Genomic DNA, 25293 nt, shown 5'->3' on the forward strand with positions numbered 1-25293 from the left:
AAAAGGACGGGCGGGACGCCCATCCCACAATAACAATTAAAATTGTAAGTTATTTAATTCGCGATCCTAACTTTGGGCGTTTTGATTTTGAAACCAAGGTCCCCCAAGCAGTTTTTATTGCTTTAAGTTTGAAAATCCGAACGTGAAATAGCCGTTTTCGGCTTTTTATCGGGCTCAGATTTAACACACCTTGACAGCGCTAGCGCTCAGCACCCTATGGTTAGACTTTTTGGATGACATTGTGTAAGCTGTTACGCACTTAATTTTTTTGCCCAAATGCTCGCTACAAGGACTCTAGGCTGCAAAATATTAATTAAATTTAGAGGGGTGTCAGCTTATCTTTAATAGGGCAGTGCTGGGTAATATATACTTGGATGCGGACCTGCTAACCTGAAATTTTTAATTTTAGATATCAAAGAACTGACTGATGGATTTAGACCAACAGATTCAAGCATTGATCGAAAAAGCTCCGCCCGACGGTTCGACGCCACAAATCTTAAAGGCGATCGCCCCGGCCCTGGTGTTAATTGCCCAACAGCTACAGCACCTCGAATACTCGATCCTGCAAGCGGTAGACCAAAGTTGGGCGATCGTGGTTTTGAGCAATCTCAAGCAACCGGGACGGGAGAAGAGGGTGATTTATGCTTGGAGCAGTATTAAAGATGCGTCGCAGGCTGCGGCTGCTGGGGGCGATCGCCTCAGACCGGTGGTTTTGCCTGTCACTCACCTTTTATTTCAGATGATAGCTCTTGAAGGTCTTGACAGCATTGTTTTTTTTGAAAGTCCCGGAAATCAGGAAGTCGGGACGGAAATCCCTCGCGAGCAAGTACAGAGTTTAATTAACGTTTACTTGCAACAGTATCGATCGGCTCCCCCGTCGGATATTGCCTAAAAACTCAATTTTCTATTATTAATTGGTAACAGGGCATTAGGCATTGGGAATTTCCCATTACCAATTCCCCATTACCAATAAAGTGTAACTTTTTCACCTCTAATAAAGTCTACTCAAAACGTATTCAGCCAAATCAATCAAAGCTTGACGGGACTCTGAATGGGGCAGCGCAGCTAAGTATTCGACGGCTTTCTGTGCGTGATTTGTGGCTAGTTCTCGCGATCGCTCTATGCCTCTAGAATCTTCTACCAGTGCCAGGGCCTGCTCTATATCTCCTTCTTGGGCAAATTCGCGTTCTATGAGAACTTCCAAGTAAGGTTTTTCTTCTAGGGCGAATAGTGCGGGTGCTGTCAGATTACCGCTTCTGAGATCCGAGCCTGCAGGTTTCCCCAAAGTTTCCGTGGAAGCGGTGAAATCTAATATATCATCTACTATTTGGAATGCCAAACCAATGTGCCGACCGTAGTTGTACAAATCGTCTGCTATTTCCGCTGAAACCTCGCTCAAACAGCCCGCTGCTTTGGAACTGTTGGCAATTAAAGACGCTGTTTTGTAATAACTTTTTTCGAGGTACGCTTCGATCGATAAACTGGTGTCAAATCCATTTAGTCCCTGTTGAATTTCCCCCTCAGCTAAATCCATAATCACTTCTGAAAGCAGTTTGACTACTGGCAGGTTGTCGAGATTTGCCAAATGCCAGGAGGATTGAGCAAACAGAAAGTCTCCCGCCAATACTGCCACTCGGTTGTTAAACCGACTGTGAACCGTCGGCACTCCCCGCCGCAGATCCGACTCGTCCACCACGTCGTCGTGCACGAGACTAGCTGTGTGGATCATTTCCGTGATTTCAGCGAGGCGGCGGTGTTTTTCCGTGATTTCGCGATCGGGCATAGTCGCCTTGGCCATCAACAGAACGATTGCGGGTCTCACTCGTTTTCCCTTTGTGCCGAATAAGTATTCTGCAGCCGCGTACAAGATGGGATGACGGGCACCCACTAACTGTTTTAAGTTTTCTGTCAACAGTCGCAGGTCTTCTTCAACCGAGGAAAATAGGAGAGTGCTAGAGATCATGGATACGCCGACTCAAGCCGTAAAGTAACAAAATTTTACAAATCATATCTTTATTTTAAGGTAATTCTCTGCAATAGAAAAGAAAAATCTAGGCGATCGGCAGTTATTTGTCATCTGCCACCCGATGGGAGTCACCCGCCTGCCAGAGGCGAGTAGCCGGCTGCCAGAGGGGTTGCCCCTATTGTATCGAATTGTTAAGGACACTGCCAAAAAATCTCTAAATCCCAGAAACCCTGTGTTATTATGGGTATTAAGGATTTAAACAATTCTATACATTAAGTACAGCCAGACTGGCAGGTAGCTTTTAGGTGCCTGTAAAAGTTTCGTAGAGCCAGCCTTGTTAGTCGATCGCAGCCAAAATTTCTGGGACAGATTTTTAGTTCCTCGCGACTAAAAGTTTTCAGAAGTTAAGAGTAGCGCATCTTATGTGCACGGTAGCTCAAAGCAGCTAAAGTGGATGGTTTTAGGCTGTTTAAGCATCTGTAAAGCAGTAAATCATTATTGATGACCGGGAACGGCTAAATGTTCCCGCAGGCTTGATATGGAAAAACAGCCTTCAGAACCAAGGCATGGTCTTGCGTGCTGACTTAATGTAGTAGGTCTTGAACTTGTCCTGCTCCTCCTCGTCCTTGACTTTTGGTTCTAATTATGATTTATCGCGATATTCCTCTAATTATTCCCATTCTGGCCGCCGGCTATGTAATGACTATTTATGTAGTGCTGATGTTGGCCGAACGCAGCACTAAAATAACTCGATTAGGCGAGTAGTGCACTGCTGGGCAGCCGAAGTCGGCAGCAGCGCCCTCGCTTCACCGTTGAGAATTCGGAATCCTCAATAATAACCCTGCCTTGAATGCTTGCGCGCAAAGGCAGGGTTATTTATTTACAATTGCGGGCACCGTGATTTTCTGGGCAGCTAGTTACTGCAACACGTAGCTACAGTTATCGATGTTCAATGCCAACAGCCTCTGAGGCAGAATATTATATTTAGTAGCAGCTTGTATCGCTCACAGCAAGTTTCATGTCAGGAAAACCCTGCCAATGTTCCGATAAAGCTATTAAATTACTCTCAAAAACGCTGAGTTTGAAGGTGTCGGTTATTGTGCCAAAAATCTCAATATTCCTATTTGGTAGGTCAAGAAATTACAGAAATAAAACGCGAAATTTCTGAATCTAGCAACCTGCTTGAGCAACTGAAGGAATCCATAAACTTGCACTGCAATCAAATATTTCATCAAAGGGTGCTTAGGAATGAGAATTAAATAACTTGCATTTTTTGTAGGTTGGGTTGAGGAACGAAACCCAACGCCACGCTTGATTGTTGGGTTTCGTTCCTCAACCCAACCTACGGAAGTTATTTCATCAAAGGGTGCTTAACTTGCTGAGTCAATCGATTTTAGATTTTAGATTTTAGATTAAAGAATTGAAGCCTTGACCCCACGGATAAATTCGGGGGGCAAGTTTCATGGGATACAGGTTTTTTATTTCACCGGTCCTGAGTCTGCTTTCGGAATGAATCCGGGGGCTTGTATCCTGGATGCTTTCGGTCAGGCAGATAGTCTCTGCCATTTATTCACAGCTTGCCAAAAAGAGCATCTGCTACACATAGAGCCGCAAAAGTTATTTTTGATGAAAAATAAATATTTTCGCTCTAACTGTAGGGAAGAAAAGTAATTGCCAATATTACTGACAGCCTTAAAACTATATTAAGTTTTGATTAAAAAAACTAAAACACAGAGTAGAAATTGTCAGAAATTATCAAGCTCCACTGCCTAAATTGTTGTCTGAGGCAGACGAACTCAAACAAGTTTCGATAAATCTGATGCACAATGCTTTACAAGCGATAGAGAATTGCCGAGTTTTAAAAGTAGAGGTGAGAGCAGAAAATCAGAGCCTGCTCGTCAGTGGCAACTGAATTACCCGGAAATTTGGCCCCGAATATTCGATCCGTTCTTTACCAGAAAACCCGCCGACGAAGGCAGCGGATTGGGACGGGAGATTGTTAAAAAAAGTGTGGAAAAACATTCGGGTAAAATAGAAGTAACATCAGTTATCGGTCAAAGGACGTGTATTGTGTCAATTTCGATCGCCATCAAGGGCGATCGCACTAAAAATCATACCAATGCGCGACTAAATAAAAATGCAACTCTAGACCGATGTCAAATCTCGATTGCGGTTAGCGTGTCGCGACTGTAAAATCGGAAATCTAAAATGGTATTAAGTCCCGGTTCCGCCTGCATCTATCCCCCTTGATTGGCCCATGTCAACAACAGTTTCTGATACCCAAAGCTTGCTAGAACAGGCGATCGACCCCAAACTACCTGTGCTGCCTCCAGACACACCCTTGAAAGTCGCAATTGCTGCCATGACTGAGGCGAGTGCCAGTTGCATTTTAATCGCGTTTGAGCAGCAATTGCTCGGAATTTTTACAGAAGGCGATGTTGTGAAAATAACTGCTAGCGGTATTTCGCTAGCAGGGGTGGCAATTTCTGAGGTGATGACTGAAAACCCGATCGCCCTGAACCTCGATCAAGCGGGGAATATCTTGAAGGTATTGAGCATATTGCGATCGAAAAGAATCCGTCATTTACCCCTCCTAGACGAAGGTGGCAACTTGCTAGGCGCTATCACCTGCGAAAGCATCCGTCAAATCCTCAAACCGGCAGATGTGCTGAAAATGTGGCGCGTCCAAGAAATTATGACTACACAATTAATAGTTACCTCAAGCAGCGCCTCAGTTTTAGAAGTCGCAAAACAGATGAGAACCCACCGGAAAAGCTGCATAGTCATTTGCACGGACAGCGACAACCAAAATCAGAAACCTGTGGGCATAATTACAGAACGCGACATTGTTAAATTCCAAGCTTTGGGACTAGATTTCGCAGATACTCCCGTCACCGCCGCGATGAGTTTTCCGCTGATACCGTTGCAGGTAAAAGCCACCTTGTGGCAGGCTCACCAGTTAATGCAGCAGCACGGCATCCGGCGCTTGGTGGTGGTGGACGAGGAAGGATATTTAGCCGGAATTGTGACTGAAAGTAGCCTGCAGCAGGTCTTAGATCCGGTAGAAATGCACGCAAATGTCGAGCTTTTGCAGGAAACACTTGCCGACAAAATTCAGGAGTTGAACAAAATGAACGAACAATTGCAAAAAGAAGCGTTGCGGAGAAGAGAAGTAGAGGAAAGATTGCTGATTTTAAATGATAACTTGGAAGAACAAATTAAACAGCGAACTTTAGAATTAATTAATGCCAACAGTCAGTTAAAAAAGGAAATACAAGACCGCACCACCGCTGAAGATGAAGTTCGCCGCCTCAACACCGAACTCGAACAGCGAGTTCTAGATCGCACGGTTCAACTAGCAGCCAGTAACGAAGAATTGCAGCAACAAATTAGCAGTCGCAAATTGCTCGAAGAAAAATTGCATTTTTCTGAGAAGAAAGTCCGCGCCGTTTTTGAAGCGATGACCGACATCGTTCTAGTGCTAGATATTCAGCAGAATATAGAAGTTTTACCAACCAATGTTGCAGCGGTTTCTGAACCTGATTGCGATATAGTCAGCTTGACCATCGAACATTTTTTTGACGACGACAACCAGGATAATTGGTGGGTGTTAGTTCAGCAAGTGTTAGAAACACAACAAACTCTGAATTTTGACTACAGCTTAACAGTTGGTGGTCGCGAAATTTGGTTTTCCGCCTGCATTTCTCTGTTTTCAAAAGATGCAGTCATTTGGGTTGCCCGCAACATCAACTCCCGCAAAATAGCCGAGTCAGCGCTGTGCAAAAAAAATGCAGAATTATCTCATACCTTAGAAGAACTGAAGCGGACTCAAAAAGAACTCATTCAATCAGAAAAAATGGCAGCCCTCGGACAGTTAATTGCCGGAGTTGCTCATGAAATCAATTCTCCTTTAGGGGCGATTCGCTCTTCTGTGCAGAACATCGCCGACTTCTGGACCGAGCAATTGCAGCAGTTGCCGATATTTTTTCAACAACTATCCCCGGAGCAGCGGCAGGATTTCTTTGCTTTGCTACACCAGTCCAGCCAAGAAACAGATACCTTATCTAGTAAAGAAAAACGTCAGTTAAAAAAACTTTTGCAGGGGCAATTAGAATCAGAAGAAATTGACGACGCCGCCAGTCTTGCCTGTACTTTATTAGATATCGGCATCGGTAATAATGTAGAACCTTTTTTACCTTTGTTGAAAGATAGCCAAAGTAGAAATATTGTAGAAACAGCCTACCAATTTGCTACGGTACAAAAAAGCACTAAAAATATTGCTACTGCCACAGATAGGGCAGCCAAAATCGTTTTTGCTTTGAAAAGCTACTCTCGTTACGACCAGTGGGGTTCCAAAGTAATCGCTAATATTACCGACGGTATTGATACTGTTTTAACGCTTTACAACTACCAAATCAAACACGGTGTGGAAGTCGTCAGAAACTATGGTACTAATTTGCCACCGGTGCTATGCTATCCTGATGAACTCAATCAAGTTTGGACAAATTTGGTTCACAATGCTTTACAAGCGATGGGCAACAAAGGAGTGTTACAAATTGATGTCAAATGCCAAGCGAACGCAATATCAGTCAGTATTACCGACAGTGGCCCCGGCATTCCTCCAGAGATTATGCCGAGAATTTTTGATCCCTTTTTCACAACTAAACCTCCAGGGGAAGGCAGCGGTTTGGGATTAGATATAGTTCAAAAAATTCTGGACAAACACCAAGGTGAGATGCAAGTAGAAAGCGTGCCTGGTCAAACAACATTTACTATATCCTTGCCCATCGAAATTCCTTGATAGCAATAAAAAAAATAGGTAAATGCACCCATTTTTAAAATTTAATAGAAGTAAAATTTTATGCCGAAACCAGTAATTTTGTGCGTTGACGATGAAGTTGTGGTCTTAAATAGTTTAAAAATTCAGCTTAAAAAAGAATTTGGGGATGCTTACCTCTATGAAGTAGCAGAAAACGCAGATGAAGCTATGGAAATTCTGGAGGAAATTCAAAAAGAAGATGAAAGTGATATTTTGGTCATAGTATCTGACTGGTTAATGCCAGGGATTAAAGGAGATGAATTTTTGATTATGGTTCACCAAAAATATCCTAAAATTGTGAAAGTCATGCTGAGCGGGCAAGCAGACGAGGTAGCAATAGCACGGGTGAAAGAGCAAGCAAACTTGCACTGTTGTTTGTACAAGCCGTGGGAGCGCAAAGAATTAGTAGAAACGATAAAATCTGGGTTAAAAAAAATATGAACCATAAACCTGTGATTATTTGCGTGGATGACGAACCGATAATTCTTGAAAGTTTGAAAATTGAGTTAAAAAAAACCCTGGGGGAAGAACATTTATTAGAAACCGCTGAAGGCGGCGAAGATGCTTTAGAGTTAATCGAGGAATTACTGGCTGATGGCTGCGAAATCGTAGCAGTAATTTGCGACTATCTGATGCCGAATATCAAAGGGGACGAATTGCTGAAGCAAATTCACAGAATTTCCCCAAAAACTATCAAAATTATGCTGACGGGGCAAGCAGACCTCGAAGCAGTGGCGAATACGATTAAATATGCTAAATTGTACCGATATATATCGAAGCCTTGGCAGTCAGAAGACTTGAAGTTGACGGTACAAGAAGCCATAAATAGCTATTTTATGGAGAAGCAATTAGCGGAACAAAATGCTCAACTCCAAAAGCTAAATCAAGAATTGGAAACTTTAGTCGAGGAGCGGACTGCACAACTGCGCTTGTCTGAGGAAAAGTTTGCTAAAGCTTTTCGTTCGTCTCCCAACCCGATTAGTATTACCAGATTTAATGACGGTCGTTATTTAGAAATTAATGAGGCTTTTTGCGAGACAATCGGTTATTCTGCCGCAGAAATTCTCGATCGCACGGCGATTGATTTGAATCTTTGGGAAAATATACAAGCCCGCGCTGAGTTGTGTAAAAGGTTAGATGAAAAACAAATTATTCTCAACTACGAATTTGATTTTCGCACTAAAATAGGGGAACTCAGAACCGGGCTACTGTCAGCAGAAATCATTGACATTCATGGCGAAACCTGCGTGATTTCTGTGATTCAAGATATTAGCGATCGCAAATTAGCCGAAGAAAAACTCCGATCTGTAGCGGCTTCTTTAGCAGCAGCGCAAAGAATCGCCCATGTCGGTAATTGGGAATGCGATTTATCGACCAACACAACTACTTGGTCGGAAGAGTTATCTCGGATTTTTGGGCTCGATCCAACCCAGCCTGCGCCAACACTAACTGAGTTTTCGCAATACGTGCATCCCGACGATCGACAAAAGTGGCAAACAACGATCGACGCTGCTATTGCTAGCGGGCAATCTTACACTTTGGAATATCGAATTCTGCGGCCGGAACCGAAAATTGCTGCCGATAATTCCCCGTCACAAATAAGTGAAGGCGGCTTCATCCGCTACATCGAAGCCAGAGGAGAAGTAGTTGTCAACCAACAAGGGCAAGTGACAAAACTATTCACAACTTTGATGGACATTACCCCACGCAAGCTGGCAGAACTAGCCCTAGCAGAGAGCGAAGAAAAATACCGTCATTTAGTTGAAACTTCCCAAGATATTATTTGGTCTTGCAATGATCAAGGCCACATTACTTTTGTGAACCAAGCAGTTAAACAAATATACGGTTACGAGCCTGAAGAAATGCTTGGCTGTTCTTTTAGCGATTTTTTAGCTCCAGGAGAGATAGACTGGAAATGGGAACTTCAGCAGCGCTTACTGACAGGAAAAACTGTGTTTCAGTACGAAAATATAGTATTAGGAAAAGACGGCAGAAAGATTGATGTAACTACCAAGGCGATCGCGCGCATGGACGCTGAAGGAAATATCATCGGCACAACAGGCACTGCTAGCGATATTACCGAACGCAAACAAGCTGAAATAGTCCTGCAAAAAGCCAAAGAAGAAGCCGACAGAGCGAACAGGGCAAAAAGCGAATTTCTCTCGAATATGAGCCACGAATTGCGAACTCCCCTCAACGCAATTCTCGGTTTCAGCCAACTGCTAGCCCGCGACCCAGACCTCGGTGCCGACCAACAGCAATACTTAGGAATTATTACCCAGAGCGGGGAACATTTGCTCGTTCTGATCAACAATATTTTGCAAATGTCAAAAATTGAAGTCGGGCTGGTGACACTTAATAACAGCACCTTCGACTTGCACAAACTGCTAAAAAATACTGAAAATATGCTGAAGCTGCAAGCCGAAAAAAAAGGGTTGCAGTTAATTTTTGATTGCCCAGCCGACCTACCTCAATATATAGAAAGTGACGAAAGCAAGTTGCGACAAGTATTGATCAATGTAGTGGGAAATGCTATTAAGTTTACGACCGAAGGTGGTGTTAATTTGAGAATCAAACATGAGTTGTTGAAAACTAAAACTCATGGAGAGATGCCGCCAATTGACTGTTGCTGTTTGCTATTTGAAGTGGAAGACACTGGTTCAGGAATTTCTGCGGCAGAAATGGACAATTTATTTAAACCTTTCGCGCAAACTGAAAGCGGAAAAAAAGCTCAAGAAGGAACAGGTTTGGGCTTGCCAATCAGCAAGCAGTTCGTTAAGTTAATGGGAGGGAAGATGACGGTAACAAGCACCCCCGGTCGCGGCAGCATTTTTAGATTTGATGTTAAAGTTTCGCTCCCTAATGAAATGGAAATTCAGGTGGCTCAAACAGCTAGCCGAGTGGTCGGTCTCGAACCAGGACAGCCAGAATACCGGATTTTAGTTGTTGACGATCGCCTGGAAAGCCGCTTGCTGTTGGTCAGAATGCTGACATCGCTAGGCTTTGCGGTGCAGGAAGCTGAAAATGGCGTTCAAGCTGTGGAAATGTGGTCGAGTTGGGAACCTCATTTGATTTGGATGGATATGCGGATGCCGGTGATGGACGGTTACGAAGCTACTAAACAGATTAAAGCGCATTTGAAAGGTCAAGTAACGGTGATTATTGCTCTGACTGCAAGTGCTTTTGATGAAGAGCGATCGGTGATTTTGTCTGCTGGTTGCGATGATTTTGTAGCGAAGCCTTTTCGGGAGCAAGTGATTCTGGAAAAGATGGCTAAGTATCTGGGAGTCCGCTATGTTTACGATCGAGAAGCTTCGCTAAGTTATGATGCTGCGGTGTCCGCCGAGGTTTCCACGGCAACTGAAACGGCTGATTTGCCTTTTACGCTCAATACTTCATTTTTGGAAGCGATGCCTGCTGAATGGGTTGATCAATTGTATTCTGCGGCCGATGCGGTTGATAACGAGGAGATTTTTCGGCTGTTGTTGTCGATCCCTCCTATTAATGCTAGTTTCGGCAGCGCGATCGCTGATTTGGCGAATAACTTCCGGTGCGATCGGATTATCGATTTGATTGAGGAGTTTAGAAATTGTTGAAGGATGAAAGAAGAAGGGATAATAGGGGCAGGTTCAGGATTATTGATGATGTAGGGCGATCGTCTAGGGAGCATCTCATATTTGTAAAAATACTTCTTCTGGCTCCTTCCTTCTGCCTCTTTCCTCCTGCCTCCTGCCCCGCAGCTTCGGGCCTCAAAACTCCAATTTCTAGCTTAGCTGCCAAAATGAGATGAGCCCCTTTAATCTCCCATCTCAAATCTTAACTAGGATAAGTTGTGTAAATATAAAATGAGTTGATTGAGGATGGAGTGCTATAATGACTTTTTAACCAGTTTTCAGCATTTCAACACTTCTTAAATTAACAAAAAATAACCAGCGATGACCAACAATCACAGAGAAGAAAATAAAGGCAACATATTAATTGTTGACGATACTCCCGAAAATTTGCAAGTTTTATCAGCAACGCTGTGCGATCGGGGCTACAAAGTCCGCGGCGTAATTAGCGGCAAAATGGCAATCAGAGCCGCGCGATCTGGTTCTCCAGATTTGATTTTGCTGGACATCAAAATGCCGGAAATGGACGGCTACGAAGTCTGCACGCAGCTCCAGGCAGATCCGAAGACATCAGAAATTCCCGTGATTTTTATCAGCGCTTTAGATGAGGTATTGGACAAATTAACCGCATTTCAAGTGGGAGCGGTAGATTATGTCACAAAACCGTTTCATGTAGCCGAAGTTTTAGCGCGAATCGAACACCAACTGACTATCCAAAGACTGAAAAAACAATTAATCGATCGCAATAAAGAACTGCAAGAAGAAATAATAGAACGCAAAAAAGCCGAAGAAGCAGCGGCCGCTGCATCCCTCGCAAAAAGTCAATTCGTTGCCAACATGAGCCACGAATTGCGGACTCCCCTGAACGCCATCCTGGGTTTTACCCAAGTCATGAGCCGCGACTCTTTGCTCAGCCACGAAAATCTCGAAAATCTCCGAATTATTAACCGCAGCGGTCAACATTTGCTGGAACTAATTAACGATGTTTTAGACTTATCGAAAATAGAAGCAGGGATAATTGCCTTAGATGAACGCAGCTTTGACCTTTATCTACTCCTCGACACTCTAGAAGAAATGTTTCAAATCAAAGCTGAAACAAAAAAAATGCAACTGAGATTTTCCGTCGAGGCTAATGTTCCCCAATATATAAAAACTGACGAAAAAAAGCTGCGCGTCTGCTTAATTAACCTGCTGGGAAATGCCATGAAATTCACTCCCGAGGGGGGCAGTATTTGGCTGCGCGTGAGCGTGGAAAGCAACCAGCCGCAGTCGGTAGAATCGGGAAGTTATCCTAACTATACGTCGCTCGAACCATTGTTAATTTTGTTTGAAGTTGAAGACACGGGAATTGGCATTGCAACAGCAGAATTTGATACTTTATTTGAGGCTTTCGTGCAAACACAAGCCGGGAGAAAAGCGGCTGATGGTACGGGATTGGGTTTGACAATTACTAAAAAATACGTGCAGATAATGGGCGGGGATATTAGGGCCAAAAGTGTTGTAGGTGAGGGAAGCAGTTTTAAATTTAATATCCGAGTATTTGCCGCTATTTCGTCTGAAATAACAGTGGCGACATTGCAGCGGGTGATCGGACTAGAAGCAGATCAACCAATTTATCGGATTTTAGCAGTAGACGACAATCCAGACAATCGGCTGCTGCTGCTTAAAATGTTACAACCAATTGGTTTTGAAGTCCGAGAAGCGGAAAATGGCTACCAAGCTGTTGAACTTTGGGAAAGTTGGCAGCCTCATTTAATTTGGCTGGATACGCGAATGCCAGTAATGGACGGTTTTGAAGCTGTCCAACGAATTAGATATAAAGAGAAACAAACTCAGTGGAAAACTGTAATTATTGCTCTGACTGCTAGCACTTTTGAGGAAAGAAAAGACGAAATTATCGCCGCAGGTTGCGACGATTTTGTGCGAAAACCTTTTCAAGAACAAATCCTCTTTGATAAGATGGCTTGCTATTTGGGAGTGCGCTATCTTTATCAAGAGTTGCCCCAGCTCCCAGTCGGGGCTTTACGGCGTTATTGTGTGAAGGAAAAACCCGATTCATTTTTCGGAGGGCTGCTGGCTCAGATGCCTCAAAGCTGGGTGCAGGAACTCTACGACGCCGCTAATGATGTTAATGAAGAGCTAGCGATTCAACTTGTCGATCGCATCTGGGAAAGTCATCCAATTTTAGCTGAGGCTTTAAAAGATTTGCTTGCCGATTACCGACTCGACAAGATAATGGATTTAACTCAATCGAGTTTAAAATAAATGGATAATAGCGAAATTAAAGTATTGGTGGTTGATGACCAACCAAGCAATCTGCGGTTCTTATCCAAACTGCTAACATCCCAGGGGTATCAAGTTTACCGAGCTATTTGCGGGCCACTGGCGTTGCATGTTGCGATCGCCCATTGCCCGGATTTAATTTTGCTCGACATTAGAATGCCGGAAATGAACGGTTATGAAGTTTGTCGGAGACTGAAAGCGACACCAGAAACCGAACAAATTCCGGTAATTTTTTTAAGCGTCTTAGATGAAATGAATGATAAATTACAAGCTTTTCGAGTAGGAGGCGCCGACTATATTACTAAACCATTTCAAGTAGAAGAAGTTTTAGCGCGCATCGACAAGCAAGTCCGCTTGCAAAAACTGCAACAGCAATTAAAAGAGCAAAATTATCAACTGCAACAGTCACAGTCGCTGCTTGCTAGCATATTAAATAGTTCCTTAGACTGTGTGGTGGCTTATTCGGCTGTCCGCGACAGTGAGGGAAATATTGTAGATTTCCAGTGGCTCTTGATCAACCCTGCCGCCGAAAAATTTTATGGGCTGCTATTCAATGACATAGTTGGCAAGAATTTGTTATCCCAAGTTTCCCAAGTTAGCAATAACGGGTTATTTGATTTGTATGTTTCTGTAGTAGAAACAGGAGAAACTGTAGACCAAGAAATTTATTACGAACAGGAGCGAGATACAATTGTTTGGCTGCACATTGTGGCGGTAAAATTAAACGATGGTCTGGCAGTAACATTTCGTAACATCACCGAGCGCAAACGAGCAGAAATTGCCCTACGAGACAGCGAAGAACGCTTCCGCGCGATATTCGAGCAAGCAGCAGTCGGCATAGCTAAAACCGCACTTTGTGGTAAATTTATACGGGTAAATCCCGGCTTTTGTCAAATAGTCCGCTATGCAGAATCGGAATTGTTACAGCAAAATTGGCAGGCAATTACTCACCCGGATGACAGAGAAGCGGACAGAGAATACCTGCGCTCGCTGTTATCCGGGAAGATTCAAACTTTTTCTGTGGAAAAGCGTTTGGTATGCAAAGATGACGCAGTGCGCTGGGCAAATGTTACTGTTTCGGCAATGCGCGATGTCAAGGGGACGCTGCAGTATTTGATTTGTGCGATCGAGGATATTTCCGAACGCAAGCTGGCACAAGAATTGCTGCAAGAGAGTTTAGACACTCAAACCCGCTACGCTCAAGAATTAACTCGTTCTAATGCCGAACTAGAACAGTTTGCTTACGTGGCTTCTCACGATTTGCAAGCGCCTTTGAGTACGATTGTCGGCTACGCTCAACTATTAGAAAAGCGCTGTCACAACCAACTTGATGCCCAAGGGAATAAATTTATCCGCAATATTGTTAACTCTTGCGGGCGGATGCAGGGGCTGATTGATGACTTGCTGGAGTATTCGCGGGTAGGTCGCAGTGAGAAACCTTTTGATGTGATAGATTGCAATCGGGTTTTTGAGGATGCTTGCGCTAATTTGCAGTTGGCCATCCGCGAGAATCAAGCTTCTGTTACTAGGGGGGATTTGCCCAGGGTAAAAGGTGACAGTTTTCAACTGCTGCAACTGTTTCAAAATTTAATTGGTAACGCCATTAAGTACCGCAGCAGTGAGGCGCCGGTGGTGCAGGTGGACGCTTCGTGTCAGGAGGATAGCTGGGTGTTTTCAGTGCAGGATAATGGTATTGGGATTGCCTCACAGTACCATCCGCGAATTTTTCAGATTTTTCAGCGCTTGCACACCCAAAAACAGTATTCGGGAACTGGTATCGGTTTAGCGATTTGTCAAAGAATTATCGATCGGCACGGCGGCAGCCTTTGGGTAGAATCAGAACCCAATCGAGGCTCGACTTTTTATTTTTCTATTCCTATATCAAAGTAAAGTCAATCGATTTTAGATTTTAGATTTTAGATTTTAGAATTGAAGAAAGCGACCCCACTGATAAATCCGGGGGCTGGTGATATCGATTTGAGATTTGAGATTTGAGATTTGAGATTTGAGATTTGAAGAAAGCGACCCCACTGATAAATCCGGGGGCTTGCGATCAGGATTCGGAGCTTGTTTCTCGCTCCACGGATGAATCCGGGGGCTTGTCAGCAAATTGCTTGATTGTCACCCGTCCTTTACTTAAGCTTTAAATATCTTTATCTGTTCTTTACAAAAATGCTTATAAAGTGTAGCATATTCACTGATGACATCGAGCTAAAAATCTATCAACATAAATCTATTAGCTCTATCCTTATACAACTTATAAATCAGCGGTGCGCGCAAGACTTGTTAATTTTTTTCAACTGTATCCAGAGCATCTTGCTTTGGGATGCAATAGTTTCCCTAGTAGTTCGCGGAGAAGGATTTGTGATGTGTTTGCAGTTTGCCGGTTCTGGGACAGACTGCCAAGTGAAACAAGCATGATTCGCAAACCTTTGCAAATGGAGAAAAACGGTAAATGGCTGCAACACAATTTCAGTGTCCTCAGCCCAATTTACCGGATGATGGCAAGAGATTCTTTGCAGGTAATCAGACACGGCTCAAAGTCCCGCAACCTCATAAAAGACGTTCCTAGTGAGGCAAAGCCGTGAATTATCAAAAGAAAAAATTTACTCTTTTAATAGCAAACGATGACGAGGACACGCGCTTTTTGGTGGAGGAAGCACTGCGAGAAGTTCGATTAGCAATTACGAGCGAATTTGTGGAAAATGGAGAACAAGTCCTAGACTACTTATACCGTCGCGGTCAATATCTTGGTAGCAGCAATTGGCATCAGCCAGACTTGATCCTTTTGGATCTGAATATGCCGAGGCTGGACGGGCGAGAAACACTAACTTCGATCAGATCTGACCCCCATTTGCAACAAATTCCGGTTGTAATGCTCACAACTTCCCACTGCAGAGGAGATATCTTGCTTTGCTACCGCTTGGGAGCCAATTCTTTCATATCCAAACCAGTAACTTTTGAAGGCTTGCTTGAAGTAATGAAGACTTTATGTGAATATTGGTTTGAGATCGTTTCACTCCCGCCGGATATGTAAGCATTAATGGAGCGCTAAATGCCTAGTTTGAGTGTATAGTGAATTTGATCGGCCGAAATATTGGCCGATCGCAAGTATCGCTATCAAAACAAAAAAGTTGCTTTCGACGCGCTCCGAAGGCTATAGTTGTGTTAACACGTCACCAATGTCTGAAAATTTTGTTGGTTGAGGATGACCTCGGAGCTCCGACAATGATCGAAGACCTTCTAGGGTCATTCAGCGAGTCTCTATTTCTGCTCCAAACTGTTAAGTCTCTGGAGATAGGAGTTGGGCGTCTGGAAGTAGACAAGTTTGACGCCGTACTATTAGATTTGTCAGTGTCAGACAGCTTGAGGGGAAGCGAGGATCTCGCAGTTTTGAAAGGGCGATGGCCCACATTGCCAATTGTGGTGCTGACAGATATCAGCGATGAAAATATGGCCCGGTCAGTATTGCGCTGGGGCGCTCAAGATTGTTTGGTAAAGGGAAGATTTCACAGAACTCTGCTGGTGCGGGCAATCCATTACGCGATCGAACGCCAGCAAATCGAAGAACAATTGCGGCAGCAGGCTCTCCGACAGCGCCTGTTGGGGAAAATGATCGAACATATTCGATCGTCAATAGATCCGGCAAGCATTCTCCAAAATACCGTTGCAGATGTGCGACAATTTCTCCAAACAGACCGCGTTTTAATTTATCGCTGTCAGGATTGGGTGTCTCAATTGGACGGGGAAGAGCACAAAGGTGCGATCGTCGCAGGTGACGGTTTGCCAGAAGGTGATATTGAAAACCAAAATATTAGTGCTGCTTTGGCGGTATCCTGCTTTATTTTAGTCGAATCCCAGTCGGTACAAGCAATAGCAGATGTCAGCACTGCCCCCTTGGCTGGCAGTTGCAAAGAATTGTTGACAGATTGTGAAATTGCAGCAGTTATAAGCGTACCAATTTGGCAATCAGGCGACTGGGAAACGGCAAAAGAAACACAAGAAGCCACGGTTTGGGAAGTCGAGAACAATCAAGATGCAGCGGAAAATTATATCGGGAACCAGGCGAGTGGCAAACCGCAGGCGCACAGTAAAAATTTGCCGGATTCGATCGCAGAAAATGGCCATAGTTTGTGGGGAATGCTGACAGCATACAATTGCTACGGTGTCAGGGAATGGCAGCAGTGGGAAATAGATTTTTTAGAGCACTTGGCAAATCAAGTGGCGATCGCGATCGAACAATCTCAACTTTACCGCAAGCTAGCAATAGCCAATCAAAAATTGCAGCAACTGGCAACTACTGACGGACTGACTGGCATTGCCAATCGCCGCCAGTTCGATCGCATTTTGAGCTTAGAGTGGCGCAGATTGGCAAGAGAGGAACTGCCACTGTCTTTAATTATGTTTGACATCGACTTTTTTAAACTTTACAACGAGTTTTATGGGCATCTCGGCGGGGACGATTGTTTGCGCCAAGTTGCCGGGGCGATCGCCAGCGCCACCAACCGGGCTGGGGATTTGACTGCCCGCTACGGTGGCGAAGAATTTGCCCTAGTGCTGCCCAACACCAGCGCCCAAGGGGCAAACGCTGTCGCCCGGAAAATTTGCGACGGCATCGCCTGCTTGAAACTGCCCCACGCGCGATCGTCGATCGGCCCCTACGTTACCCTCAGTTGTGGCATTGCGACAGCGATTCCTTCTGCCCAGGAATCTCCCACCACCCTAATTCACAGCGCTGACAGCGCCCTTTTTCAAGCCAAAAGCGAAGGCAAAAATCGCATTTGTCACGCCAGGAGTAACTCGGAATCTGCCCCGATTTTTATGTAAAAGTTGAAGGTAATATCATTTCCGGTAACACCAGAATGATGTTGACTGTTGACTGTTGACTGTTGACTGTTGACTGTTGACTGTTGACTGTTGACTGTCAACAGTGAAATCGAATTTACTATTCCGATGCTAACGGATTTGATATAATTGGTAATTTGTAATATCGTGTTTGATTTTTCACTCACAACGGTATTTGATATTACTGAGATGTTGCACCCTTCTCAATTACTTGTTGAGGAACAGGCTTTTCGGCCTGTTCCACGAGAAAATTCACTCTTTGTGGAACAGGCATCTTGCCTGTTATTTTGAAGGGTGCAAGAGCTGAGATATTACCCATTTCCGCATTTGATATTACTGAGATGTTGCACCCTTCTCAATTACTTGTTGAGGAACAGGCTTTTCGGCCTGTTCCACAAGAAAATTCACTCTTTGTGGAACAGGCCGAAAAGCCTGTTCTTGAGAATCGTGCAAGATGTGAGATAGTAACCATTTCCGCTTCCTAATTTCCAATTACCAATTGCTAATTATTGCCCCAAATTTGAATTCCTACCAGTTAAATTCGGCCGCACTGGAATTTCAATCAAAAACTCCGCGCCCTCTCCCGGTGTCGAAATACAACTCAATCTGCCACCGTGGCGATCGACTATAATCGAGTGAGAAATCGACAATCCCAAACCCGTACCCTTGCCCACAGGTTTAGTCGTGAAAAACGGGTCAAACAGCCTCGATCGCACTGACTCCGGTATCCCCTGCCCGTTGTCGGCAATCGATACCGCTACGAAGTCGGCAGCCGCCTGATAACTGCGAATAGCGATCGTGCTGGGATGTCGATCGCACTCCTCGATCGAACGCTGCTTGTCCCGTTCTTCCAAAGCATCGATCGCATTAATTAAAATATTCATAAATACCTGATTCAACTCGCCCGGAAAACATTCAATTTGTGGCAAGATTTGGTAATCTTTAACTATCAGAATTTCTCCTGGACTGCTGTGAGATTTTAAGCGATTTTGCAAAATCATCAAAGTGCTATCAATTCCTTCGTGAATGTTAACCGCCTTCCCTGCGGACTCGTCCAATCGGGAAAAATTACGCAACGATTTCACGATTTCGACAATTCGCTCGGTTCCTACTTGCATCGAATTAAACAATTTCGGGAAATCCTCAGCAATATAAGCCAAGTCTATTTCCTCAATTTTCTGCAAGACTTGGGCGGGAGGATGAGGACAGTAATGCTGGTAAACTTTAATCAATTCCAGCAAATCTAAAGTGTAATTGCGAGCCGGATTGAGATTGCCGTGAATAAAGCTAACAGGATTATTAATTTCGTGAGCAACACCAGCAACTAACTGACCCAAGCTCACCATTTTTTCATTTTGAACGAGCTGAGCTTGAGTCGTTCGCAGTTTGTTAATAGCTGCTTCTAACTCTAGCGCTTTTGAACGTTCTCGCGCTTCCGATTCCTGCAAAGCTGACTCGGCTTGTTTGCGATCGGCAATTTCACTTTGTGCTTGCTCAAACAGCATTGATTGCTGGATCGCGATCGCCAACTGCACGCTAATTTGTTTGAGACACTCGACCTCAATTTCCAGCCACTGGCGAGGGCCCGCGCACTCGTGGGCAATCAATAGCCCCCACAACTTCTCGCCTTGCAAAATCGGCACTACCAAATTAGCTCGCACCTGAAATTGACTTAATAAATTAAGGTAGCACTGGGAAAGACCAGCTTTGTAAATATCATCTACAGGTACAGCGCGACCGTGTTCGTAAGCAGAAGCATAGCTGTATTCAAAGCAGGGATCGTTAATAGTTAGTCCCTGAATCGATCGCCACTTTTGGCCCACCGACTCGACAGTTACAAAACCGCTCCTATCGGGATTAAAGCGATAAATTATTGTCCTGTCTGTTTGCAAAAATTGCCGTACTTCAGCCACAGCTTTTGTCAAAATTTCTTTTAAATTGAGAGAAGAGCGAATGCGTTCCAGCATCTCTACCACCAAGCGTTCTCGCTTTAATTGCTGGCGCAAGATAGCCTCGGCAAGTTTGCGAGAGCTAATATCTTCAATCACAGCAATTACATAGCTAGGTTCCCCAAACCCATCCCGCACTAAAGATACAGTCATATTAGTCCAAACAAATGAACCGTTTTTGCGAATAAAGCGTTTTTCAAGGGAATAATTAAAAATTTCCCCAGCTAACAGTCTGTCGCGCGACTCGGCATCTGCTGCTACATCTTCGGGGTGAGAAATCTCCCCAACATTTCGCGATTTCAGCTCCAATTCTGAGTATCCCACAATATTGCAAAACCCTTGATTTGCATTCAAAAATTGACCGTCGCGCCACACTTTAACAATGCCAATCGCCGCTTGTTCAAATACAGCGCGAAATCGCTGTTCGCTTTCTTGTAAAGCAATTTCTGCTTTTTTGCGATGGCTAATGTCCATTGCCGTGCCAAACAGCCGCACCACCTGACCCAACTCATTTTTAATAGCTTGTCCTTTAGCGTTAACGTGCCTAATTTCTCCTGATGGGAAATAGATGCGGTGGTCGATATCGTAAGCTGTTCCTTCAGTCACTGCTTTTTGTACAACTTCTGCGAACCTTTCTTTGTCATCGGGATGAATTTGCTCTAAAAGTTCTTCCATTGTCGGTGGCAGATTCAATTCTCGACCATAAACTCGAAACAGTTCTTCCGACCAAGTAATAAGTCCTGCCTCCCTATCGAATTCCCAATTGCCGATGCGGGCTATTTTTTGCGCTGCTTGCAACTGTTCGGCAAGTAGTTGCAGAGATGCGATCAACTGCGTTTTTTCGGCTTCTGCTGCCACGCGGGCGCTGATATCTTTGTGAGTGCCCGTTATCCGCAACGGCGCACCCCATTCGTCGTACTCGACTACCTTGCCCATTGCCAGAATCCACTGCCAATTGCCCGCTTTGTTGAGCATCCGAAATTCAAATTCATAAATCTCAGTCTCACCTTCCAAATAGGAATTTAAACATTCCATTACCTTCCCTCGGTCTTCTGGATGCAGCAAACTTTCCCAACCTTTGAGGTTGTTTTCAATTTCGGTTTCTGCGTAGCCAAGCATTGATTTCCAATGAAAATCGAAATAAGTTTCGCCAGTAGCTATATTCCAATCCCACAGCCCCAAAGAGCTGCCTGAAACCGCCAACTGCAATCGCTCTTGACTGAGTTTTAATGCCGATGCGGTGCGTTTTAGTTCTGTGAGGTCGGCAATTATGGCTATCATTCCTATCGGTTGACTAGCGCTATCTTTAATGCAGTTAGCTCGCAAGAAAGTTTCTATGATATCGCCATTTTTACTCTTGATTTCAATTTCACTGTCCCAGGAAAAACCTTTCCGCAGCCCCCTAAATAACTTTCTCAAATCTTGAGATTTGGGGTACATTACTGCTGGGCCGCCGGCATTATTTAGTTCCTCAACTGTATAGCCGTAGCGCTGAATAAATGCTTGATTGTGATAAATGGAATAACCGTCCAAATCGGCGATCGCGATCGCATCACTAGCACTGTCTACAGCTTGAGTTACCAGGCACAGAGTTAGTTCGGCTTGTTTGCGATCGGTAATGTCAAAAATCGCTCTGTCGAGCCACAAAACTAGCCCTTCTATATTGTAAGTTGGCCTACCTCTTTCCGACATCCACCGCACCGCCCCGTCAGCGCGAACAATCCGGTATTCTAGATTGTACGGCTGTTTCGACTCTACGGCTGCGCTGATTTGTCGATCGACCATTTCCTTGTCTGCCTCGTGGACAATTGTCGCAAAACTCAAGCCGTTGTTGCCAATAAAATCCCCAGCAGGATACCCACTAATTACCTCAATTTCATCGCTAATAAATACCATCGTCCCCTCAGCATCGTACAAGCTGCGGCAGATAGCGCCGGGGATATTCTCAACGAGCGATCGAAATCTGGCTTCGCTCTCCCGCAAAGCTGCTTCTGCCTGTTTTAAATCAGTAATATCCAGCACCATGCCTTCCCAAACTATATCCCCTTCCTGCCCTATTTCAGTCGGACAATCAACTCGTTCCGGTTTCGACGAAACCCCTTGCATCCACTTAAGTTTTCCCGACGGTACAATCGCGCGCCATTCCTGCTGCCAGGGCTGCATATTTGCCGCAGAAACAGCAAGAGATTCTTCAAATTTTTGACGGTCATCTGGATGAAGAAAACTAAAAAGGAGTTGAGGATTCTGCTGAATCTTTTCTGGTGCCAATTCAAATAAATCGCGACTGCCAGAAGAAATGTAAGGAAAACTTTTTTTGCCGTCGGTTGAGAGGCGAAATTGATAAATTATTCCCGGCAAATTGGCAGCAAGCTGCCGCAGTCTAGCCTCGCTTTCTTGCTGCGCTAATTGTTGGCGCCTCTCCTGAGTGATATCTCGAATTATCCCGACGAGAATTTTACTGCCATCGGTATTTTCAAAGACAGTTTTTTTAGTAGACAAAATGTGCTTTGCACCGCTGCCGTCCGTAAATATTTCCTCGCTCTCGTTTTCTTCCCCCGTCCTAAAAACTTGTTCGTCATTCTGCCAAAAAATCTCAGCTTCTTGTTTTGGGAAAAAGTCGTAATCCGACTTGCCCAGCAGTTCCTCGCGCTGCTTGCCGAGCAGCTTGCAAAAAGCATTATTTAACAGTATCCAGCGGTGATATTCGTCCTTGACAAAAATGGGATCAGCCAGTGCATCTATCGTATAATTCAAAAACTTTTTACTAGCTTCCAGTTCGGAGAGTGCTAAAATTTTATCCGTAATATCGTGGATAGTTCCTGTCGTCCCCTGTGGCGCGCCGTCCCAGCCCAACATAAAAAATTCTTGCACTTCCACCCACCGAATTTCGCCATTTTTGGTAATATATCGACTTTGATAACAACAGGATGTTTCTTGATTTGGTTTCTGACCTCTAAACGAATTTAAATATTGGTATTGATCCTCAGAATGAATGTAACTCAAACAGGAAGTTCCTAAGCTTTCATCAACGGTAAATCCGGTAATTTCCGTCCAAGCTGGATTTAGAAAAGTCCAATGGCCCGCAGTATTTGTTTCAAAAACTACTTCTTTGATATTGCCAACAACCTGCTGGTATTTTTGTTGACTTTTTTGCCATTCTGCTTGCCGTTTCTGGCGGGCGATCGCGCACCTAAGCGTCCGTACCAGCAGCCGGCTGTCTACCTGTCTTTTCACCAAATAATCTTGGGCGCCGGCGGCAATTAACTCGACAGCCAGTTCTTCGTCATCTGCGGCTGTCAGAATGACGATCGGAATATTTATACCGCAATCTTGCAGTCGGAAAAAAGTATTAAATTTTAGGCTGTCAGGAAGTGAAAGATCTAATAAAATTACATCAAAAATTTTGTCGCTTAAAATTTCAATCGCTTCCCGGAGGCGAACTACATTGGTGACATCAATTGATAGTCCTAGTTGGCCCTCAGACAGCAGTTCTTGAATGAGTTCTGCATCTTCTGCACAGTCTTCTACTAAAAGAATTTTTAAACCAGGCGTTAAAGTTGACTCAAACACAGAGGTCATACCATTTTATATTTTAGATTTGAGATTGGAGATTGGGAATGACTGATGAGTATCGCAGTTTGGTTCTTGCGTACAGTGGCATTTTTTTTTACTGCTATCCTTTTGCTATTTTTTAGTAATTATAAAATCTCAGCAGCGGATGCAGCTACCTAGCTGATGATTGGGGAACTTGAACCGCACCAGGGCTGTTTCATTCTCTTGTAGGGGCAATCCCACGCCCGGTTGCCCCGATATCTAAAACCCCTACCCGCTCGTCTATCGGCTGGGCGGGCACGGGGAGTAGGGGTCGCACCGCCCCTACAAAACCCTGGTTTTTCTGAGAATGAAACAGCCCTGTGAACCGCACGCACGAGAGTGGGCTGTGTGCTTGCAGACCCCGCAGATTTGTAGAATTGAGTTGTTCGCTGCAAGTTTTCCGCCTCGCCCCAAACCTAGCGATCCAAAACTATAATACTCTTACCAATATTGCAACTCAACTCTCTTTTAATTTACAACCTTTGGCAGGGGAATAGCAAGAGGCCACTCAAAAGAGTGCGGAGTAATCAGGATTTGCCTTGCTGATAGCCTTGGAAACTTTAGATTATAAATTGCCGTTTAAAGCTTGCCTAAAGTTGCCTTATTTTTTTAAAATGGTATAGCAATCCTCAATCATTTGTGAATTTCTTACTCCCTCCCTGCGGCTTCGGGGAGGGTTGGGGTGAGGTAAAAAGTTTACGACTCCTGCAAGGATTGCTATATTACTACTAAGCTACGAGAATTACCGTTGATTTACAAAATACGCTCTGAGATTGTCTTCGGTTAATTGCCCGCAATTAGCGCCTATTTGTATTGAGCAATGCAAGTCCTCTCTCGATCGAGTAACCAAGACTTGCATTCCTTGCTACAAATTTAATTACCAACTTAATTAGGGTTGTCTAACTGGACACAATTTAACTCTGTTGAGTCGCTCAATTTTTCTGAGGTTTTGGCAGCACAACTGTAAACACGCTGCCTTGACCCACATTGCTGCTAATAGCAATTTCACCGTTAAAAGGTTTTAAAAGTTCAATACAAGTATAAAGTCCTAGGCCCGTTCCTGTCGGTTCTCCTTCGGTCTTTTCCTCCCCTTTAGGTGGCTTTGATGTGTAAAAAGGGTCAAAAAGTTTTGACACATCTTCAGATGCTATGCCGCATCCCGTATCTGCAATATCCATGTATATGTTGGAGTCGTCTTGCCGAGTCACGATAGTTATTTCTCTGCTTTTCTTGGCCCACATAGCATCCATTGCATTATTGATTAAATTATAAAATACTTGAGAAAGATAGGAATAAATTAATGGAATGCTGGCAATTTCTTCGTCATAAAAGTATTTTTTTCTAATCTTATTTTTAAAATACAGGTTGCCTTCCAATAGCTGAATTTCTCTCTGGACTAAATCGTTGATATTCACCGGGTGCAAATCTTGCTTTTGCTCGTTTCGGCTTTTCATCATCAGAGTATCCATGATCAGATTGATTTTTGTGACAGCTTGGAAAATATACTTAGTATAATTAAACAGAGAGTCGTCTTGAATTTGTGTGGCTTTTGTTTCAATCAAATCGACGCTTGTCTGGATCACTTGCAGGGGACTTTTGAGGTTGTGAACCATGCCCTGAGTCAAACGTCCGATGATGGCTGTTTTTTCCTGGTTTATTAATTGCTTGGTTTTTTGTTCAACAAGTTTTTCCAGGTTTTGGTTGAGGTGGGCCAGTTCGAGGTTTTTTTCTTCGAGTTTTTTTTGCAAGCTGCGGATTGTCAAGTGGGTTTGAATCCGGCTCAAAACTTCTTCGTGCTGGAAAGGCTTAGTGATGTAGTCAACGGCTCCTGTCTGAAAGCCTTTTACTTTATCAGGCGTATCGGAAAGGGCGCTCATGAAGATGATGGGAATATCTTGCGTTGACGGGTCTGCTTTCAAACGTCGGCAAGTTTCAAAACCGTCAATTCCTGGCATCATGATATCCAAAAGAATCAAGTCTGGATGGATGTAGTCAATTTGCTCGATCGCACTTTCGCCGTCTAGAGCCACTAATACTTTAAACCCGTAATTCCTTAACAACTCGAAAAGTACGTCAAGATTTGTTTGGTTGTCATCGACAATTAGTATGATGCTTCTTTCGGAATTCTTATCGTTCATATTCAAGGGAAATCTTCAAATTTTTGAGTGTTGAGTTGTGGTTTGTGACGTAAAACGTGATTCAATGAATTTTTTGCGGATCTAGAAA

14 protein-coding genes are annotated in these 25293 nt (G+C 44.0%); 11 read left to right on the forward strand and 3 right to left on the reverse strand.

Annotation, left to right across the window (positions count from 1 at the left end):
- Positions 1-427: 427 nt before the first annotated feature.
- Positions 428-892, forward strand: a complete 465-nt coding sequence (locus QUB12_RS25205) for a hypothetical protein (RefSeq protein WP_333148343.1) — start codon at positions 428-430, stop codon at positions 890-892.
- A gap of 99 nt (positions 893-991) precedes the next feature.
- Here the strand turns inward: QUB12_RS25205 and sds are convergent, their stop codons facing one another.
- Positions 992-1963 (reverse strand): solanesyl diphosphate synthase, encoded by a 972-nt coding sequence (gene sds / locus QUB12_RS25210; protein WP_333104787.1) that lies wholly within the window; start codon positions 1961-1963, stop codon positions 992-994.
- Between the two features lie 1851 nt (positions 1964-3814).
- Between sds and QUB12_RS25215 the strand changes: the two genes are divergently transcribed.
- The 10 genes from QUB12_RS25215 (at position 3815) to QUB12_RS25260 (ending at position 18009) form a co-directional block, all read left to right on the forward strand.
- Positions 3815-4159: an ATP-binding protein gene (locus QUB12_RS25215; RefSeq protein ID WP_333144068.1), complete on the forward strand. Its 345-nt coding sequence runs from the start codon at positions 3815-3817 to the stop codon at positions 4157-4159.
- Positions 4160-4223: 64 nt separating this feature from the next.
- Positions 4224-6767, forward strand: a complete 2544-nt coding sequence (locus tag QUB12_RS25220) for a CBS domain-containing protein (RefSeq protein WP_333308936.1) — start codon at positions 4224-4226, stop codon at positions 6765-6767.
- Between the two features lie 60 nt (positions 6768-6827).
- On the forward strand, positions 6828-7226 hold the full coding sequence (locus QUB12_RS25225; RefSeq protein WP_333308938.1) for a response regulator: 399 nt from the start codon (positions 6828-6830) through the stop codon (positions 7224-7226).
- Positions 7223-10381 (forward strand): PAS domain S-box protein, encoded by a 3159-nt coding sequence (locus tag QUB12_RS25230; protein ID WP_333308940.1) that lies wholly within the window; start codon positions 7223-7225, stop codon positions 10379-10381. The genes QUB12_RS25225 and QUB12_RS25230 overlap by 4 nt, the downstream gene beginning before the upstream one ends.
- A 339-nt stretch (positions 10382-10720) precedes the next feature.
- Entirely contained in the window at positions 10721-12661 is a 1941-nt protein-coding gene (locus tag QUB12_RS25235) for a response regulator (protein ID WP_333144072.1), read from the forward strand.
- A complete protein-coding gene (locus QUB12_RS25240; protein ID WP_333144073.1) occupies positions 12662-14569 on the forward strand; it encodes a PAS domain S-box protein in 1908 nt (635 codons plus the stop codon).
- A gap of 527 nt (positions 14570-15096) precedes the next feature.
- On the forward strand, positions 15097-15267 hold the full coding sequence (locus QUB12_RS25245) for a hypothetical protein (RefSeq protein WP_333144074.1): 171 nt from the start codon (positions 15097-15099) through the stop codon (positions 15265-15267).
- Positions 15264-15716: a response regulator gene (locus QUB12_RS25250; RefSeq protein WP_333144075.1), complete on the forward strand. Its 453-nt coding sequence runs from the start codon at positions 15264-15266 to the stop codon at positions 15714-15716. Before QUB12_RS25245 ends, QUB12_RS25250 begins: the two co-directional genes overlap by 4 nt.
- Positions 15717-15844: 128 nt before the next feature.
- Positions 15845-17506, forward strand: a complete 1662-nt coding sequence (locus QUB12_RS25255; protein ID WP_333144076.1) for a diguanylate cyclase domain-containing protein — start codon at positions 15845-15847, stop codon at positions 17504-17506.
- A gap of 293 nt (positions 17507-17799) precedes the next feature.
- Positions 17800-18009, forward strand: a complete 210-nt coding sequence (locus QUB12_RS25260) for a hypothetical protein (protein WP_333144077.1) — start codon at positions 17800-17802, stop codon at positions 18007-18009.
- A gap of 21 nt (positions 18010-18030) precedes the next feature.
- Here the strand turns inward: QUB12_RS25260 and QUB12_RS25265 are convergent, their stop codons facing one another.
- Together QUB12_RS25265 and QUB12_RS25270 are read right to left on the reverse strand one after the other, a co-directional pair.
- Positions 18031-23052 carry a PAS domain S-box protein gene (locus QUB12_RS25265; RefSeq protein WP_333308942.1) on the reverse strand — a complete coding sequence of 1674 codons (5022 nt, stop codon included), beginning with the start codon at positions 23050-23052 and terminating at the stop codon, positions 18031-18033.
- A 947-nt stretch (positions 23053-23999) separates the two neighbouring features.
- Positions 24000-25205 carry a hybrid sensor histidine kinase/response regulator gene (locus tag QUB12_RS25270; protein WP_333308944.1) on the reverse strand — a complete coding sequence of 402 codons (1206 nt, stop codon included), beginning with the start codon at positions 25203-25205 and terminating at the stop codon, positions 24000-24002.
- Positions 25206-25293 lie beyond the last annotated feature (88 nt).

This window comes from Microcoleus sp. B7-D4 (assembly GCF_036705125.1).
Taxonomy (GTDB): Bacteria; Cyanobacteriota; Cyanobacteriia; order Cyanobacteriales; family Microcoleaceae; genus Microcoleus.